This window comes from Streptomyces aurantiaciflavus, from assembly GCF_049808595.1.
Classification (GTDB): domain Bacteria; phylum Actinomycetota; class Actinomycetes; order Streptomycetales; family Streptomycetaceae; genus Streptomyces.
This window is the reverse complement of sequence record NZ_JBNCAQ010000041.1, coordinates 1-16,180: the sequence shown is the minus strand read 5'-3', so window position 1 is coordinate 16,180 and position 16,180 is coordinate 1. Positions and strand designations below refer to the sequence as shown.

General features: G+C 72.0%; 14 protein-coding genes. 5 read left to right on the top strand and 9 right to left on the bottom strand.

What is annotated here, in order from left to right; genetic code table 11:
• Positions 1-317 precede the first annotated feature (317 nt).
• Positions 318-1,820 (bottom strand): peptide MFS transporter, encoded by a 1,503-nt coding sequence (locus ACPT94_RS35515; RefSeq protein WP_425247741.1) that lies wholly within the window; start codon positions 1,818-1,820, stop codon positions 318-320.
• A 246-nt stretch (positions 1,821-2,066) separates the two neighbouring features.
• Here ACPT94_RS35515 and ACPT94_RS35510 point away from each other — a divergent pair, with 246 nt between their 5' ends.
• The 4 genes from ACPT94_RS35510 (at position 2,067) to ACPT94_RS35495 (ending at position 6,970) form a co-directional block, all read left to right on the top strand.
• Positions 2,067-3,077 (top strand): polyprenyl synthetase family protein, encoded by a 1,011-nt coding sequence (locus tag ACPT94_RS35510; protein WP_360338622.1) that lies wholly within the window; start codon positions 2,067-2,069, stop codon positions 3,075-3,077.
• Positions 3,078-3,845: 768 nt separating this feature from the next.
• Complete coding sequence (locus ACPT94_RS35505; RefSeq protein WP_360338625.1) at positions 3,846-5,066, top strand: LolA family protein; 1,221 nt, start codon at positions 3,846-3,848, stop codon at positions 5,064-5,066.
• A gap of 34 nt (positions 5,067-5,100) precedes the next feature.
• A complete protein-coding gene (locus ACPT94_RS35500; protein ID WP_360338661.1) occupies positions 5,101-6,087 on the top strand; it encodes an ABC transporter ATP-binding protein in 987 nt (328 codons plus the stop codon).
• Positions 6,074-6,970 (top strand): ABC transporter permease, encoded by an 897-nt coding sequence (locus tag ACPT94_RS35495; protein ID WP_360338628.1) that lies wholly within the window; start codon positions 6,074-6,076, stop codon positions 6,968-6,970. Before ACPT94_RS35500 ends, ACPT94_RS35495 begins: the two co-directional genes overlap by 14 nt.
• 34 nt (positions 6,971-7,004) lie before the next feature.
• Here the strand turns inward: ACPT94_RS35495 and ACPT94_RS35490 are convergent, their stop codons facing one another.
• The 3 genes from ACPT94_RS35490 to ACPT94_RS35480 all read right to left on the bottom strand — a co-directional run bounded on the left by ACPT94_RS35490 (position 7,005) and on the right by ACPT94_RS35480 (position 9,605).
• Positions 7,005-7,592, bottom strand: a complete 588-nt coding sequence (locus ACPT94_RS35490) for a flavodoxin family protein (protein WP_425247740.1) — start codon at positions 7,590-7,592, stop codon at positions 7,005-7,007.
• Between the two features lie 124 nt (positions 7,593-7,716).
• Positions 7,717-8,928 (bottom strand): amidase family protein, encoded by a 1,212-nt coding sequence (locus tag ACPT94_RS35485; RefSeq protein WP_425247769.1) that lies wholly within the window; start codon positions 8,926-8,928, stop codon positions 7,717-7,719.
• A 128-nt stretch (positions 8,929-9,056) separates the two neighbouring features.
• Positions 9,057-9,605 (bottom strand): DUF6668 family protein, encoded by a 549-nt coding sequence (locus ACPT94_RS35480; protein ID WP_425247739.1) that lies wholly within the window; start codon positions 9,603-9,605, stop codon positions 9,057-9,059.
• Between the two features lie 172 nt (positions 9,606-9,777).
• Here ACPT94_RS35480 and ACPT94_RS35475 point away from each other — a divergent pair, with 172 nt between their 5' ends.
• Complete coding sequence (locus ACPT94_RS35475) at positions 9,778-11,205, top strand: tetratricopeptide repeat protein (protein ID WP_425247738.1); 1,428 nt, start codon at positions 9,778-9,780, stop codon at positions 11,203-11,205.
• 21 nt (positions 11,206-11,226) lie between these two features.
• On the opposite strand, the gene ACPT94_RS35470 is transcribed toward ACPT94_RS35475, so the two are convergent.
• The 5 genes from ACPT94_RS35470 to ACPT94_RS35450 all read right to left on the bottom strand — a co-directional run.
• A complete protein-coding gene (locus ACPT94_RS35470; protein ID WP_425247737.1) occupies positions 11,227-12,180 on the bottom strand; it encodes a M28 family metallopeptidase in 954 nt (317 codons plus the stop codon).
• A gap of 160 nt (positions 12,181-12,340) precedes the next feature.
• The gene (locus tag ACPT94_RS35465; protein ID WP_360338643.1) at positions 12,341-12,805 is read right to left on the bottom strand and encodes a VOC family protein; all 465 of its coding nucleotides are present in this window, start codon (positions 12,803-12,805) and stop codon (positions 12,341-12,343) included.
• Between the two features lie 67 nt (positions 12,806-12,872).
• Positions 12,873-13,823, bottom strand: a complete 951-nt coding sequence (gene rarD / locus ACPT94_RS35460) for an EamA family transporter RarD (protein WP_360338667.1) — start codon at positions 13,821-13,823, stop codon at positions 12,873-12,875.
• A 201-nt stretch (positions 13,824-14,024) separates the two neighbouring features.
• On the bottom strand, positions 14,025-14,879 hold the full coding sequence (locus ACPT94_RS35455) for an SDR family oxidoreductase (RefSeq protein ID WP_360338646.1): 855 nt from the start codon (positions 14,877-14,879) through the stop codon (positions 14,025-14,027).
• A 272-nt stretch (positions 14,880-15,151) separates the two neighbouring features.
• Positions 15,152-16,180 (bottom strand): 2-oxoacid:ferredoxin oxidoreductase subunit beta (locus ACPT94_RS35450; RefSeq protein ID WP_425247736.1); only part of this gene is annotated, 1,029 nt, incomplete at its 5' end.

Below are 16,180 nucleotides of genomic sequence, written 5' to 3'. Positions count from 1 at the left end.
GATGAGGCGTCTGCCCGACTGGGCGGGAACGTATGCGAGAGCACATGTCCGGAACAAGTGCCGGATTCACAGAAAGCCCCTATTGACCTTGATCTGCGGCGTATGGGGTGCTTGATCCTTTGCGTTCGCCAACCTTCAACTCGCTTGCCGGAAAAGCGGAATGACTTATTCCGGTGAAGGGTGCGGTTCTTTTGTGAAGTGAGCCAACTCACCCGCATTCACAAGAGGTGCGAATCGGACGTAAATCCCAAGTCCCTTTTAAAGGGGCGCGCGTGGAATGTGCCGTACGGAGGGGTGCGGGCGGGGCGTGCGGCAGCTCAGCGGACGGGGTGCATCGTGCGGCGCAGCCAGGGGGCGGCGGACAGGACGGCCAGGCCCGCGGCGAGCGCGATCGCGCCGTTGACGCCGAAGTAGGCCCGCGGGGAGACGTCGTCGTAGAGCTTCACCGTCTGCGCCTGGATGCCACCCGCGAGGGCCGGGGAGAGGAACCACAGGGACATGGTCTGGCTGGAGAAGGCCGCCGGGGCGAGCTTGGTGGTGGCCGACATGCCGGAGGTCTCCAGGAGGACGTGGCCGAGGCCGAGCAGCAGGTACGCGCCGACGATCCACCAGACGGACATGGGGTGGGCGCCGGAGGACTGCGCGGACGTCGGCAGGACCATGAGCAGGAACGACAGGCCGCCCAGGACGACGCCCAGGGCGATCTTGTTCGAGGCGTGCGGCTGGGCGCGGCCCATGCGCACCCACAGGGCCGCGACGAAGGGGGCGAGGCCGATCTCGAAGGCGGCCAGGGCGGAGGCGTACCAGCTCGCCGGGAAGGCGAAGCCGAGGATCGTCGTCTCGGCGTTCGCCGACGCCAGCAGCACCATCGTGGAGTACGCCTGGAACAGGACGAAGTTGAAGACCGTCGAGGCCAGGAAGAGCACGGCGTACGGGCGCAGCCGGCCGCGCTCCTCCTGGGTCACCCCGGGACTCGCGAACATCACCGCGAAGCAGGCGACCGGGGCGAGCACCGAGGCGAGGGTGAGCAGATCGACGAAGCGGGCCAGGGTCAGCCAGCCGGCCGCCGCGAGCAGCACGCCGACGGCGGTGGCGACGACGAGGCCGGTGACGATCCTGTGGAGCGCGAGGCGCATCGCGGCGGGCGCGAGGGCGCATTCCGCCGTGTGCTTTCGCCCGGACAGGTGACGGCGGCCGGTCGCATACTGGGCCAGGCCGAACGTCATACCGATCGCGGCCACCGAGAAACCCCAGTGCCAGCCCTGGTGGTCGCCGAGCCGGCCGGTGATCAGCGGGCCCGTGAAGGCGCCGATGTTGATCGCCGTGCAGGCGAGCGCGAAGCCGGCGTCTCGGCGGTCGTCGTCGGTGCGGTACAGCTTGCCGGCCATGGTGGCCGCGTTCGGCTTGAGCAGGCCGGTGCCCGCGCCGGCCAGGCCGAGGCCCACCCAGGTCGTGCCGGCCGTGGGCACCGCCATGGCGTAGTGGCCGCAGGCGATCAGGATGCCGCCCCACAGCACCGCGCGGTACGAGCCCAGGACGCGGTCGGCGAGCCAGCCGCCGGCGACGCAGAGCAGATGGACGAGGGCGCCGTAGGCCGCCGCGAGGGAGGCGGCGGTCCCCGCCGGCAGGCCCAGACCGCCGTGCGCCACCGTGTCGGCGAAGCAGAGCACCAGGACGGCCTGCGTGCCGAGGAACGAGAAACGCTCCCAGGCCTCCAGACCGCAGAGGGTGAGCAGGCCCCGGGGCTGGCCGAAGAAGGCGTGGTCCTCGCGGGGAGGGGGTCGGTCGTCGGGTTCGACGTCTACCTCTGCGCGGGACATGAATCACTACTTCCCGGTGAGTCGATAAATGTCCGTTCATCTCGGCTGGTCAGAAACATACCGGTCGTGATCCGAAGCCGCCCGGGCTGATCCGGGCAGCTCCCGGTCGAGCGATGTGAGGGCCGGGGGACGTGGGGGCTTATCGGTGATCGAAACGTGACCGGATACGCTGACGAGAGTGATGGCAGCGACCTATCGACAAACCGTGTAAAGCGCCAGTAGACACCAGCAGACAGGAGACTCCTCGTGACCGTCGTCGGGCCGTTCGGGCTGAGCGTGCGGGACCAGGCTCTGGAAGCCGATGTCCAGGCCGGATTGGCGGCTGTCGAGGAAGGCTTGCTCGAGGCCACCAAGAGTGAGGTTCCGTTCATCACGGGGGCCGCGCAGCATCTGGTGCGGGCCGGCGGGAAGCGGTTCCGGCCGCTGCTCGTGATGCTCGCGGCGCAGTTCGGTGATCCGTACGCGCCGGGCGTGGTGCCGTCGGCCGTGGTGGTGGAGCTCACCCACCTCGCCACGCTGTACCACGACGACGTGATGGACGAGGCGACGGTACGGCGGGGGGTGCCCAGCGCGAACACCCGCTGGGGGAACTCGGTCGCCGTCCTGACCGGCGACTTCCTGTTCGCCCGGGCCTCGCACATCCTCGCCGACCTCGGGCCCGAGGCGGTGCGGGTGCAGGCGGAGGCGTTCGAGCGGCTGGTCACCGGACAGATCCTGGAGACGGCCGGGCCGCAGGACGGGCGGGATCCGGTCGAGCACTACCTCGACGTGCTGGGCGGGAAGACCGGGTCGCTGGTGGCGGTGTCCTGCCGCTTCGGGGCGATGATGTCGGGCGCCGACGACACGGTCGTGGACGTGCTGACCCAGTACGGGGAGCGGCTCGGGGTCGCCTTCCAGCTCGCGGACGACGTGCTGGACATCGCGTCGGACTCGCACGAGTCGGGGAAGACGCCGGGGACGGATCTGCGCGAGGGCATTCCCACGCTGCCGGTGCTGCGGCTGCGGGAGCGGGCGGCACGGCTGGCCCTGCCGGAGGACGTCGCGCTGTGCGAGCTGCTGGACTCCGACCTGAGCGACGACGCTCGGCACGCGGAGGCGCTGGCCGCGCTGCGGGCGCACCCGGCGCTGGAGCAGGCTCGGGCGGACACCGTGCGGTATGCGAAGGAGGCGCGGGCTGCGTTGGCTCCCTTGCGGGAGTGTGATGCGAAGGTTGCGCTGATGGAGTTGTGCGATGCGGTGGTTCATCGGGCGGGGTGAGTTCGCCCACCCGCCCGCCCGACTCGGTTTCTCGAGGGGTGGCCCTCGAACAGCCCCGGGGGCTGCGCCCCGGACCCCGCCGGGGGGTTTGCCCACCCGCCCGCCCGACTCGGTTTCTCGAGGGGTGGCCCTCGAACAGCCCCGGGGCTCCGCCCCGGACCCCGCGGGGACTTCGTCCCCTGCACCCCTGCGGGGACTTCGTCCCCTGCACCCCTGTCGGACCCTGCGGGGGCTTCGGCCCGGACCCTGTGGGGGCTTCGCCCCGGTCCCTGTGGAGACTTCGTCCCCCGCACCCCGCCGACGCTCCGCCCCCTGCGACGCGGGACCGATCAGCGTGCGCGCAGGCGTCGGCCCGTCGTCCCCGTCTTCGGCCCCGCACGATGTGACAGTCCCGTGCCACCCGCCGGCAGGCGCACAGCCTCAACCCCCCAGCTGAGCCCTCTCCCTCCCCGGTCAGTCGCGCCCTGCGGGAACCTCGGCCAGTCCAACCAGCCCGACCAGTCCAACCAGCCCGACCCACCCCAACCAGCCGCGCCGGCCCGGCTCCCTACCCCACCCCCTACGGGTCACCCCCAGCCACCGCCACCCCGTGTCATACCGCAGGCGTACACGGAGTTGGGTCCCGGGGCTGACGAATGGGGTCGGTTGATTTGGTCAGATGGAAACCACGGAAAACACCACTCCTCACCGATTCGGGTGAGAATGGCGGCTTGAAGTAGGGACGTTCGCGAGATGACAGCCGCCGCCGACGACGGAGGTAAGGCACACATGGCACCGTACGCATCCGACGACAGCACGCACGCCGGGGAGGCCGACGACCTGCGCGTCGGGCGCCGCAAGGCCATGCGGTACGTCGTTCCGGTCACCGTTGCGGGAGTCGCGGCGGCGACGATCGGGCTCGTCCCGGCGATCGCCGACTCGGGCGACCCCGACCTGCCGAAGATCAGCGCACAGCAGCTCATCGAGAAGATAGCCGCGTCGGACGTACAGCAGCTCTCCGGCACCGTGAAGATCACCACCGACCTGGGCCTGCCCGACCTGGGCGGGCTGGAGAGCGGGCTGCTCTCCGGGGCCACGGGGGGTGAGGGCGACGGCTCTTCCGCCGACCCCTCCGCCAAGCTCACCGAACTCGCCTCCGGCACGCACACCCTGCGCGTGGCCGCCGACGGCCCGGACAAGCAGAAGCTGTCCCTGCTGGAGAACGCCGCCGAGTACAGCGTCATCCACAACGGCAAGGACGTATGGGGCTACGACAGCGCCTCCAACGAGGTGTACCACTCCACCGCCCCCGCGGGTGAGGACGCGAAGGGCTCCGAGACGCCCGTCCCCGCCACGCCCAAGGAGCTCACCGAAGAAGCCCTGAAGGCCGTGGACGACACCACCTCCGTCACCGTCGACGGCACCGTCCAGGTCGCCGGCCGGGACGCCTACAAGCTGCTGGTCGAGCCCAAGCAGTCGGGGTCGACCGTCGGTGCGATCAGCGTGGCCGTCGACGCCGAGACCGGGCTGCCGCTGAAGTTCACGCTGACCCCGGCGAGCGGCGGCGCCGCCGTCGTCGACGCCGGTTTCACCCAGGTCGGCTTCGCCAAGCCGGCCGCCTCCACCTTCGACTTCACCCCGCCCAAGGGCGCGAAGGTCACCGAGGGGGACGCCGGTGACGCGGCCGAGGCGCCCGAGCACTCCGGCAAGCTCCCCGAGGAGGACTTCGACCGGGACCTCGCCGGCCTCAAGGTCCTCGGTGAGGGCTGGACCTCCATCGCCACCTTCGACACCGGCGGCGAAGGCGTCCCCTCCTCCTCCGACATCCCCGACGCGGGCGCTCTCGGCGGCTTCCTGGACTCCTTCGGCGACAAGGTCAGCGGCAAGTTCGGCTCCGGCACCGTCTTCTCCACCCGCCTGATCAACGCCCTGGTCACGGACGACGGCAAGGTCTACGCCGGCGCCGTCACCAAGGACGCCCTGGTGAAGGCGGCGAACTCGGGGCAGTAAGTACCCTGACGTGAACCGACGATCGGGGGAGCCGATGGACGACGACGCGGCGGAGGCGGCGCCCGGGGCGGCGGGTGCGGGTGACGCGACCGACACCGTCATCCACACCCGCGCCCTCACCAAGCGCTACCGCGGCGGACAGCTCGCCGTCGACGGCCTCGACCTGGCCGTCCCGGCGGGCAGCGTCTTCGGCTTCCTCGGTCCGAACGGCTCCGGCAAGACCACCACGATCCGCATGCTGATGGGCCTCATCGAGCCCACCTCCGGCACGGCGCGGGTGCTGGGGCGGCCCATGCCGCACGCCTCCCGCGCCGTCCTGCCGCACGTCGGCGCCCTCATCGAGGGCCCCGCCCTCTACGGCTTCCTCTCCGGCCGCGACAACCTCCTGCGCTACGACGCCGCCGACCCGACCGCCGACCCGCGCACCCGGCGTGCCCGCGTCGCGGAGGCGCTGGAGCGGGTCGGGCTGACGGCCGCGGCCGGGAAGAAGGCGAAGGCGTACTCGCTAGGCATGAAGCAGCGCCTCGGCCTCGCCGCCGCCCTTCTCCAGCCCCGCCGCCTGCTCGTCCTCGACGAGCCGACCAACGGACTCGACCCGCAGGGCATGCGCGAAATCCGTGTCCTCGTGCGGGAACTGGCCGCCGACGGCACCACCGTCTTCCTCTCCTCCCACCTCCTCGACGAGATCGAGCAGGTGTGCACGCACGCGGCCGTGATGGCACGCGGCCGCCTCCTCACCCAGGGCCCGGTGGCCGACCTGGCCGCCCGGGCACGCGGCCGGCTCGTCGTGACCACGCCGGACCCGGCGGACGCGGCCCGTGTGCTGAAGGAGCAGGGCGTCGGCGACGTCGTCCTCTCCGAGGACCGGGTCACCGGCGAGCCCGGCGACCGCGAACTGGCCGACCTCAACGCCGCGTTGGTGACGGCAGGCGTCCGCGTACGCGGCTTCGGCATGGCACGGGCCTCCCTGGAGGACGCGTTCGTGGCACTCACGGGGGAGGGGTTCGATGTCGCAGGCTGACCTCGGGAAAGCGGAGAGCACCGCCGTCGCCAAGCCCTCTCCCCTGTGGACCCTCGGCCTCTTCCGCAGCGAGTTCGTCACCACCCTCCGGCGCTGGCGCACCCTCGCCCTGCTGGGTGTGCTGGCCGCCGTGCCGATCCTCGTCGGGATCGCCGTGAAGATCGAGACCGGCGACGGCTCCACGGCCGGTCCGAGGGGTGGCGGCGGCGAGGGGCCGGCGTTCATGGCGCAGATCACCAACAACGGCCTGTTCCTCGTGTTCACGGCGTTGGCGGCGACGCTCCCGTTCTTCCTGCCGATGGCCGTCGGCGTCATCGCGGGCGACGCGGTCGCCGGTGAGGCCAACGCCGGCACCCTGCGCTACCTCCTGGTCGCCCCCGCCGGCCGCACCCGCCTCCTGCTCGCCAAGTACGCGACGACCGTGGCCTTCTGCCTGCTCGCCACCCTCGTCGTCGCGGTCTCGGCGCTGGCGGTCGGCGCGCTGCTGTTCCCGCTCGGCGACCTCACCACCATTTCCGGCACCCGGATCAGCTTCGCCGACGGCCTGGTCAGAGCCCTGCTGATCGCCCTGGTCGTCGCCGCGTCCCTGCTCGGCGTGGCCGCGCTCGGGCTGTTCGTCTCCACGCTCACCAACAGCGGCATCGCGGCGATGGCGACGACCGTCGGCCTGCTCACCACCGTGCAGATCCTCGACCAGATCCCGCAACTGCACGCGATCCAGCCGTACCTGTTCTCCCACTACTGGCTGTCCTTCGCCGACCTGATGCGCGACCCGGTCTACTGGGAGGAACTGCGGAAGAACCTCGGCCTGCAGGCCCTCTACGTGGCCGTCTTCGGCTCTGCGGCCTGGGCGCGGTTCACGGCGAAGGACATCACCGCGTAGCCGGCAGGAGCAGGGGCAGGGGAAAGGGGCCGGGTCAATCGGTCTCGTAGGGGAAGCGCGCGAGGGGCGCCTCCTGGGCGAAGAACGTCTTCGCGCGCGCCAGCGCCTCCGTGTCCCTCAGCACGTCACCCGGCTTGCTGCCATTGCCGAGCAGCACCCCGCCGAACCGCATCCCCATGTACGCGGCCGAGTTGTGCAGCGCGCCGACCAGCGGGTCGGCGACCACCTCCTCGTCGTGCGCGAGCGCGGCCACGCCCCACAGGGTGCGCCCGGCGAGCGTCGCCTTGAAGTCGAGGCCGGGCGTGCGCAGCCACCCCGACCAGTGGTCCAGGTAGCGCTTGGTGTGGGCGGAGAGCGTGTACCAGTACAGCGGCGAGGCGATCACGATGTCCGTCGCCTCGAGCGTGGCGTCGAGCAACAGGGCCGCGTTGCCCTCGGTGGGGCGGACGTGGTCGCTGTCGTGGCGCAGGTCCTCGAAGTCGGGCAGTGGGTGATCGGCGAGGCTGATCCACTCCTGCTCGACGTGGGCGGGCAGTTGCTCGGCGGCCTCGCGGGCCAGCAGCTCGGTGTTGCCCTCACTGCGGCTGCTGCCCAGCACGAACAGGAAACGTCGGATGGTCATGGCTCGATCCCCCAGGAATATCGGCGTACGACGATAGAACGCACGTGCATTATATGTGTGTGCAACTACTCGCGCCAGGGGTCCGCCCAGAGGTTCGCCCAGGGGCCCGGGTCAGTGGTCCGCGTCAGAGGGCCGCGCCAGGGGGCACGAGGACCCCGGTCTCCGCCTCCGCGGCCGCCGCGACGGCCGGCAGAAGTGCTTCCCTTCCGTGCGCCGCCACCACCTGAAGTCCCGCCGGGCAGCCGTCCGCGCCGACCCCCGCCGGGATGCTGATCGCCGGGTGCCCGCTGAGGTTGAACGCCCAGGTGAGCGCCGTCGAGTAGCGCTCGCCGGGCCCTTCGTGGCCGTGCGGGGGATGAGGGGTCGTAGGCGTCAGCAGCAGGTCGGCCCGCGCGAAGAGATGAGCCAGCCGCCGGTCGTTGACACCCCGCAGGCGCGCATCGGGCGCGGCCCCCGGCGCGCGAAGCGCGAGCCAGGCGGGTGCGGGATCCTCCAGCCGCAACGGCGCCTCGTCCCGCAGCAGCCGTACGGCACCGGCGTCCACGAGACGCCCGACGGCGGCCCGGGCGAGCGCCAGGGGCTCCGGGTCGGGGTCGGCGAAGCCGAGGTCGGGGGAGAAGACGGCGGTGAGGGGACGGGGCGCATCGGCGAGTGATCCGGTCATGTCGGCGGCGACCGTCCCCGCCATCACCCGCCAGTACGCCTCCGCGTCCGCCGCGTACCGCGTGAGTACGCCCGGCGCCGCCAGTCCCGTACGGTCGGCCGACGGAAACCGGCCCCCCGTCACCTTCAGGCCGACGATCCCGCACCAGGCCGCCGGGATCCGCACCGAGCCCGCCCCGTCGCTGCCGGTCGCGAGCGGGACCAGGCCGGCCGCGACCGCCACCGCGGAACCGGCCGAGGAACCGCCCGGAGTGCGGTCGGCGCGCCAGGGGTTGACGGTGCGGCCATGGGCGCCGAGTCCCCAGGTCTGCCAGGGAGTTCCGCGGCCGGGCACGGCGGTCCTGCCCACCGGCACGCACCCGGCGTCGATCAACGGTCCCGCCGCCCGCAGCCCGCGCCGTCCCTTCACCCCGATCGGCACCCCGGCCAGCGGCAAGCACTCACCCGCGGCGACCCGCCCGTCGACCTCCGCCGCCCACGCCATGGCCTCCTCCTCCCACACCTCGACGAACGCGCACAACTCCCGGTCGGCCCGCCGAATCCGCTCCAGCGCCCCGCCGACGACCTCACCGGCCCGCAACCGCCCCTCCCGCACCGCGGCGGCGATCTCGACGGCAGCCGCCGGCGGCGACCCCGCCGACGCCGCCCCGGCCCACGCCCGACTCCGCGCGATGCCACTTCCCGGGGCCGACACTTCTGGCTCGGCTCCGGCCGGCCCACGACCGCGTGGAGCGGCTCCGCCGGTCCGCCCGGCACGGGCCCCGTCGGTGCCGTCGGCCGATCCCTCCCACTCCCGCGGGCTCAGCGCGCCCGCCGGGTCGGCGTATCCGTCAGGCGGGACAGGGGGCCCGTTTCACGGGGTGGGGTGCCGGAGAGGTCGCCGAGGCGCCAGGAGGGGACCCAGGGGACGCGGTACACGTCGATGACTGACTCGATCAGGTGAATGCGATGGGCGAGGGGGCGGGGCAGCCGCCCCGGGGCGTCCGCGACCAGGACGACCGCCTCCAGGTCGAGGCCGGGCGGGGCCTCGCCGCGGCGGAAGAGTTCCAGGGTCCGCAGGACGGACTCCAGGCCGGTCGCGTGGGTCCGGGCGACGAGCAGGACGGACGAGGGGGCGTCAGGGCCGGGCCAGTCGCGTCCGCAGTCGTGGCCGCCGTAGACGGCGGCGAGCGTGGAGGCGCCTGCGCCGCCGTGCGTGGCGAGCCAGGAGAAACGCCGGGGAGTGGCGGCGGAGACGGCGACGGACTCGTACGGTCCTGCCCCCGCGCCTGGTCCCGGTACCGGCTCCTGGGTGGCCACCGGTCCGCGGATCCAGATCTCCGGCCCGCGCTGCCCGCCCGTCGTCCGCATGATCCGTACCTCTCCTCGACCTCGGCGCCCCCGCGCCCACCGGCCGTGACGGCCGCTCCTTGGAACGAGGCTGTGACGTCGTGGTGACGTGAGGACCGGGAGCGAGCGGAGAGACTCAACAGTACGTGTACGTGTGCGTGCACGGGTGATGAGCGTTCGAGTGAGGAAACCGATGTCGCGACTGAGCCGCGAGAAGAAGCGGGAACCGCAGCAGTCCGGGCGGCCGGCCGCCGTGATGGCGCCGCTCGACGTGCACGTCCCCGGAGGCGGGACGGCGACGATCGGCGGAGTGCCCGTCGTCCCGGCCGACGGCCAGGAGATCCAGCACGCCGTCCTGGGCCACCTGCACCGCATCGCCCTCGCCACGGGTCACCCGATCGTCGCCACCGTCCACGACGAGCGCATCGGGTACGTCGTTCCGCTGCGCGTCGACCCGGACGGCTCCAGCCACTTCACGGGGGAGCCGCTGCGGGTGGCTCCCCCGAGGGAGGCCGGTCCCGCCGCCTCTGCTGTCGCGCCGGCTCCTTCCGGCCCGGCCCCTTCGGCCGCTCCCGTTCAGGAACCGTCCCCGCAGCCGCAGCCGCAGCCGCAGCCGCAGCCGCAGCGGGACAAGGGCACGCACCTCCTGCGCACCGTGCCGGAATCGGCGTCGACACCGACGCCGGAGGCGGCACCGGCGTCGACTCCGGCGCCGGAACCGGTGAGGGAACCGGCTCCCACCTTCCCGTTGCGCGTGGTGCCGGAGCCACAGGACGGCGTCCCGGCCGCCGACATCCAGGCCGCCGACATCCCGGTCTCCGACATCCAGGCCGCCGACGTCCGGGTCTCCGACATCCCGGCTCTCGGCACGGTCAGCGCTCCGACGGGTGTCTTCGGTCCGCCTCCCACGATGGACGCGCCGCCTGCCCCGGACTCCCGCCGCACCCCGCACCCCGAGCCGATCCCCGTCCCCGCCCCCGAGCCGATCCCCGCCCCCGCCCCCGAGCCGGCCCCCCTCCTCGCTCCGGAGGCCGACCCCGGACTCGGCCTCGATCCCGATCCCAAGCCCACCCCCGCCCGTGGCTTCGACGCCGTCGCGGAGGCCGTGCTCGGGGACGACCCCCGCGGTCTCCCCGGTGAGGACGGCGGCCCCGCGCTCCTCGGGGAACCGATGGCGCGGATCAACGAGGCCGTGCGCGCGGGCCGGATAGAGACGGCGGCGGCGCTCGCGGAGCGGACCGTGACGGAGGCCTCGGGAACGCTGGGGCCGGAGCACTCGGAGGTGCTCCGGCTGCGCGAACTCACCGCGTACATCGCCTACTTGGCCGGTGACCCGCTCCGCTCCTTCCATGTCTCCCTCGGCCTGGCCCGCATCCACCGCCGCGCCCGCGACGCGGAGGCCGCGTACGGCAATGTCCAGAGCGCGGCGGCGGCCTGGCGTGCCGTGCGCGACCCCTTCCAGGGACTCAACCTCGGGACCGAACTCCTCGGCCTGTGGACGGAGTTGGCTGCCGAGGACGGGCCGGCGGCCGACGACGTCGAGCAGCTGGAGTCGGCGCGCGCCCGGATGACCCGACTGGCCGAGCGGGCCCGCAAAGCCGGTGCGGGGCAGCGGGGTTGAGGCCCGGACGCCCGCCGGCGGCTACTGCGACAGTGTCCACACCGCGTGCGCGAGCGCGTCCGCGTTGCGGTTCAGGGCCGTGTCGTTGACGTTGGCGGTGGTGTCGCAGGACGAGTGGTAGCAGCGGTCGAAGGCCTGCCCGGACGTACCGCCCCACTTGGCCGCCTGCGCCGCCGTCTTGGCGCGGCTGGCCCCGGTGAACAGACCGCCGACCGGGACGCCCGCGCTCTTGAAGGGCGCGTGGTCGGAGCGCCCGTCGCCCTCGGTCTCGATCTCCGTCGGGACGCCGAGGCCGGCGAAGTAGTCCTTGAAGGTCTTCTCGATGGCCGGGTCGTCGTCGTAGACGAAGTAGCCGGGGTTCGGTGAGCCGATCATGTCGAAGTTGAGGTAGCCGCTGATGCGGGCGCGGTTCGCGGCGGACAGGTTGTTGACGTAGTACCGCGAGCCGACCAGGCCCAGTTCCTCCGCGCCCCACCAGGCGAACCGCAGGTGCTTGGTGGGCTGGTAGTTGGTGCGGGCCACGGTGAGCGCGGCCTCCAGGACGGCTGCCGAGCCGGTGCCGTTGTCGTTGATGCCGGCGCCGGAGCTGACGCTGTCGAGGTGCGAGCCGGCCATGACGACCCGGTTGGTGTCGCCGCCGGGCCAGTCGGCTATCAGGTTGTAGCCGACCCGGCCGGACGCGGTGAACTGCTGGATCGTGGTGGTGAATCCGGCGGCGTCCAGCTTGGCCTTCACATAGTCGAGGGAGGCCTTGTAGCCGGCGCGGCCATGGGCGCGGTTGCCGCCGTTGGCGGTGGCGATGGACTGCAGCTCGGTCAGGTGCGCCTTGACGTTGGCGACCGGGATGTCGGGCGCGGCGGCGATCGCGACGGGGTCGGGGGCGGGCGCCGCACCGGCTGTGGACCCGGTGGCGAGCAGCGTGACGGCCGCGACGGCGGCGGCCGCCGACGCCCGCCCGGAAACGGAGAGCTTCATGGTGGGGGGCTCCGAGTTCCAGAGGGGCTCCCCGTGGGTTGGCCACAGGGAACCCACAGTGAATGGGGTGTCTGGATGGTGAAGCTGTGGCCAACACCCCGTCAAGAGCGCCATCCGGACAGGGAGTTGGGGCATCCGGACAGCGCAGCCCGCCCTCTGCTCAGTGCACGCAGAACTCGTTCCCCTCCGGGTCCGCCATCACCACCCACGTCCCGGAGGGCTCCTTCACCTCCCGCAGCACGCTCGCCCCCAGCCCGGTCAGCCGCTCCACCTCGCCCGCGCGCCGCTCGTCACCGGGATGCAGATCGAGATGGAGCCGGTTCTTGACCGTCTTCGCCTCGGGCACCCGCTGGAACAGCAGCCGCCTCCCCAGCCCGGTGCCGCTGTCCGCGTCGAACGGATCCTCGGGATGCCGTACGGCGATCAGGTCCCGGAAGGCCGGGCGGCCGTGGAACTCCACCGTCGCCGCGCCCGGCAGCGCGCCGAGTCCCAGCAGCCGCTCGATGAGGGCGCTGTTGTCCTCCACCTCGTAGTGCAGCGCGGCGGCCCAGAAGTCGGCCTGCGCGTGCGGGTCGGCGCAGTCGAGGACGAGCTTCCAGTGCACGGGTGCGGGTGTCTGTGTCATGCCGACCACTCTTAGCGGCTGCGCACACCCGTGGCCGAGGGAATCGCCGGAAGCGAACGCCGGAGCGTCAGGCGTCCACGGGAGCCGAGTCGGGTTTCGCCGCGGCGGGCACCCTCACCCGTTCCCTCGGCCTCCGCGCGAAGCGCCACGCGTCGGCGGTCAGCATGATCAGCGCCAGCCAGACGAGGGCGAAGCCGGCCCAGCGCTCGGGGGGCATGGCCTCGTGGAAGTAGAGGACGCCGAGCAGGAACTGGAAGACCGGCGCCAGGTACTGCAGGAGGCCCAGCGTGGACAACGGGACGCGGATCGCCGCCGCGCCGAAACAGACGAGGGGGAGTGCGGTGACGATGCCGGTGGAGGCGAGGAGGGTGGTGTGTCCGGCACCCTCGCTCGTGAAGGTGGAGCCGCCGTCGGCGGACAGCCACAGCAGGTAGCCGAGGGCGGGCAGGAACTGGATCGCGGTCTCGGCGGCCAGCGACTCGACCCCGCCCAGGTTGACCTTCTTCTTCACCAGCCCGTAGGTGGCGAAGGAGAAGGCGAGACAGAGGGAGATCCACGGCGGGCGGCCGTATCCGATGGTGAGGACCAGCACGGCGGCGAAGCCGATGCCGACCGCCGCCCACTGCACGGGCCGCAGCCGCTCCTTCAGGATCAGCACGCCCATGGCGATGGTGACCAGCGGGTTGATGAAGTACCCGAGGGACGCCTCGACGACGTGCCCGCTGTTCACGGCCCAGATGTAGACGCCCCAGTTGACCGTGATGACGGCCGCGGCGACGGCGACGAGCCCCAGCCGGCGTGGCTGCCGCAGCAGCTCACCCGCCCATGCCCAGCGCCGGACGACGATCAGCGCGGCGGCGACGAAGGCGAGGGACCACACCATGCGGTGGGCGAGGATCTCCGCCGCCCCGGCGGGCTTGAGCAGGGGCCAGAAGAGCGGGACCAGGCCCCACATCCCGTACGCCGCGAAGCCGTTCAGCAGGCCTATCCGGCCCTCACTCCTCGACGTCCCGGCCACGGGCTCCTCCTTCTCACCGTTCGCCCACGTTGCGGGCATGCGTGGTCGAAGGTAACGCCGGGCACCCCCGCCTGTCATGCCCGTATCGCTATACGGTCATGACGGACGGGGGTCGGGTCGCTCAAGGGCCCTCGGGGGGAGTCCGGCCCTTGAACGCGGCTCCTCGATGCCGGAGCCGGCCGCGGGGGGCGGCTGTGGTTCTCAGCCCTTGAGCGCGGCCGTGATCGCCTCGGAGAGCGGGGTCGTCGGGCGTCCGGCCAGGCGGGAGAGGTCGCCGCTGCTGACGACCAGCTCGCCCTTCTCGATGGAGGCGTCGACGCCCGCCAGGGTCGCGGCGAGCGGCCCCGGCAGCCCGGCGCCGGTAAGGATCTCGGTGTAGGCCTCGACGGAGACGGAGTTGTAGGCGATCTCCTTGCCGGTCTGCTTGCTGAGCTCCGCGGCGTACTCGGCGAAGCTCCACGCCTCGTCGCCGCCGAGCTCGTACGTCTTGTTCTCGTGGTCCTCGCCGGTCAGCACGGCGACGGCGGCGGCCGCGTAGTCGGCGCGGGAGGCGGAGGAGACGCGGCCCTCACCGGCGGCCTGGACGACGGCGTTGTACTCGAGCACCGGGCCGAGGTTCTCGGTGTAGTTCTCGTGGTACCAGCCGTTGCGCAGCAGCGTGTACGGCAGACCGGAGGCGCGCAGGGCCTCCTCGGTGGCGCGGTGGTCGTCGGCCAGCGCGGCGGTCAGGCTGCCCGGGGCACTGGTGTACGCCAGCAGCGCCACCCCGGCCGCCTTGGCGGCGTCGATGACGACCTGGTGCTGCTGCGGGCGGCCCTTGTCGAACTCGTTGCCCGAGATCAGCAGCACCTTGTCCCCGGCGGCGAAGAGGCCGTCGAAGGTCTCGGGGGCGTTGTAGTCGGCGATCGCGAGCTTCACGCCGCGGGCCGCGAAGTCGGCGGCCTTGGCCTCGTCGCGCACGACGGCGGTGATCTGGTCCGCCGGAATCTTCTCCAGCAGCTGCTCGACCACGTGGCGGCCGAGGTGTCCGGTGGCTCCGGTGACGACGATGCTCATGGTTCAGAACTCCCTAGGGGGGTGTGGGACTGGCACTAACCCTAGGAGGTGCGCTAACCAAGCGAAAGTACCCACTTTGAGGTAAGGCACTAACGTTGAGGTAAGTGAGGCGGCATGGCCGCCGAGCGAGAAGGCCGCCGGACATGCGGCGAGGCCCGGGAACGCCGGTCCCGGGCCTCGCCGGTTCGTGCCTGCCGGTCGGTACGTGTCTCTCGGTGTCTGCCGGTCGGTACGTGTCGCTCGGTCTGTCCGTGTCTGTCGGTCGGTCCGTCTCAGCCGACGACCGTCCAGGTGTCTCCGCCGGCGAGGAGGGCGGCGAGGTCGCCCTTGCCGTGTTGTTCGGTCGCGGTGTCCAGTTGGTCGGCCATCTGTGTGTCGTAGACCGGTCGCTGGACGGCTCGGAAGACGCCGATGGGGGTGTTGTGCAGGGTGTCGGGGTCGGCGAGGCGGGAGAGGGCGAAGGCGGTGGTGGGGGAGGCGCAGTGCGCGTCGTGGACCAGGATGTCGGCTTCGTTGTCGGGGGTGACGGTGACGGCCTTGAGGTCGCCGGTCGTGCGGTCGCGTACCACGCCCTTGGTGAGGTCGCTGCCGAAGCGGATCGGTTGTCCGTGTTCCAGGCGGATCACGGCTTCCTGGGCGGACTGCTTGTCCTTGAGGGCGTCGAAGGCGCCGTCGTTGAAGATGTTGCAGTTCTGGTAGATCTCGATGAGTGCCGTGCCGGGGTGGGCGGCGGCCTGGCGCAGTACCTCGGTGAGGTGTTTGCGGTCGGAGTCGATGGTGCGGGCGACGAAGGAGGCTTCGGCGCCGAGGGCCAGTGACACCGGGTTGAAGGGGGCGTCCAGGGAGCCCATCGGTGTGGACTTGGTGATCTTGCCGACTTCGGAGGTGGGGGAGTACTGGCCCTTGGTGAGGCCGTAGATGCGGTTGTTGAAGAGCAGGATCTTGAGGTTGACGTTGCGGCGCAGGGCGTGGATCAGGTGGTTGCCGCCGATGGAGAGGGCGTCGCCGTCGCCGGTGACGACCCACACGCTCAGGTCGCGCCGGGAGGCGGCCAGGCCGGTGGCGATGGCGGGGGCGCGGCCGTGGATGGAGTGCATGCCGTAGGTGTTCATGTAGTACGGGAAGCGGGAGGAGCAGCCGATGCCGGAGACGAAGACGATGTTCTCCCTGGCCAGTCCGAGCTCGGGCATGAAGCCCTGGACGGCCGCCAGGATCGCGTAGTCGCCGCAGCCGGGGCACCAGCGCACTTCCTGGTCGGACTTGAAGTCCTTCATGGACTGCCTGGCCTCGGCCTTGGGGAC

What these genes read in the sequence shown, in the direction of transcription:
- ACPT94_RS35515 (WP_425247741.1), bottom strand. Translation starts at nt 1,820, where the DNA reads ATGTCCCGCGCAGAGGTAGACGTCGAACCCGACGACCGACCCCCTCCC.
- ACPT94_RS35505 (WP_360338625.1), top strand. Translation starts at nt 3,846, where the DNA reads ATGGCACCGTACGCATCCGACGACAGCACGCACGCCGGGGAGGCCGAC.
- ACPT94_RS35500 (WP_360338661.1), top strand. Translation starts at nt 5,101, where the DNA reads ATGGACGACGACGCGGCGGAGGCGGCGCCCGGGGCGGCGGGTGCGGGT.
- ACPT94_RS35495 (WP_360338628.1), top strand. Translation starts at nt 6,074, where the DNA reads ATGTCGCAGGCTGACCTCGGGAAAGCGGAGAGCACCGCCGTCGCCAAG.
- ACPT94_RS35490 (WP_425247740.1), bottom strand. Translation starts at nt 7,592, where the DNA reads ATGACCATCCGACGTTTCCTGTTCGTGCTGGGCAGCAGCCGCAGTGAG.
- ACPT94_RS35480 (WP_425247739.1), bottom strand. Translation starts at nt 9,605, where the DNA reads ATGCGGACGACGGGCGGGCAGCGCGGGCCGGAGATCTGGATCCGCGGA.
- ACPT94_RS35475 (WP_425247738.1), top strand. Translation starts at nt 9,778, where the DNA reads ATGTCGCGACTGAGCCGCGAGAAGAAGCGGGAACCGCAGCAGTCCGGG.
- ACPT94_RS35470 (WP_425247737.1), bottom strand. Translation starts at nt 12,180, where the DNA reads ATGAAGCTCTCCGTTTCCGGGCGGGCGTCGGCGGCCGCCGCCGTCGCG.
- ACPT94_RS35465 (WP_360338643.1), bottom strand. Translation starts at nt 12,805, where the DNA reads ATGACACAGACACCCGCACCCGTGCACTGGAAGCTCGTCCTCGACTGC.
- ACPT94_RS35455 (WP_360338646.1), bottom strand. Translation starts at nt 14,879, where the DNA reads ATGAGCATCGTCGTCACCGGAGCCACCGGACACCTCGGCCGCCACGTG.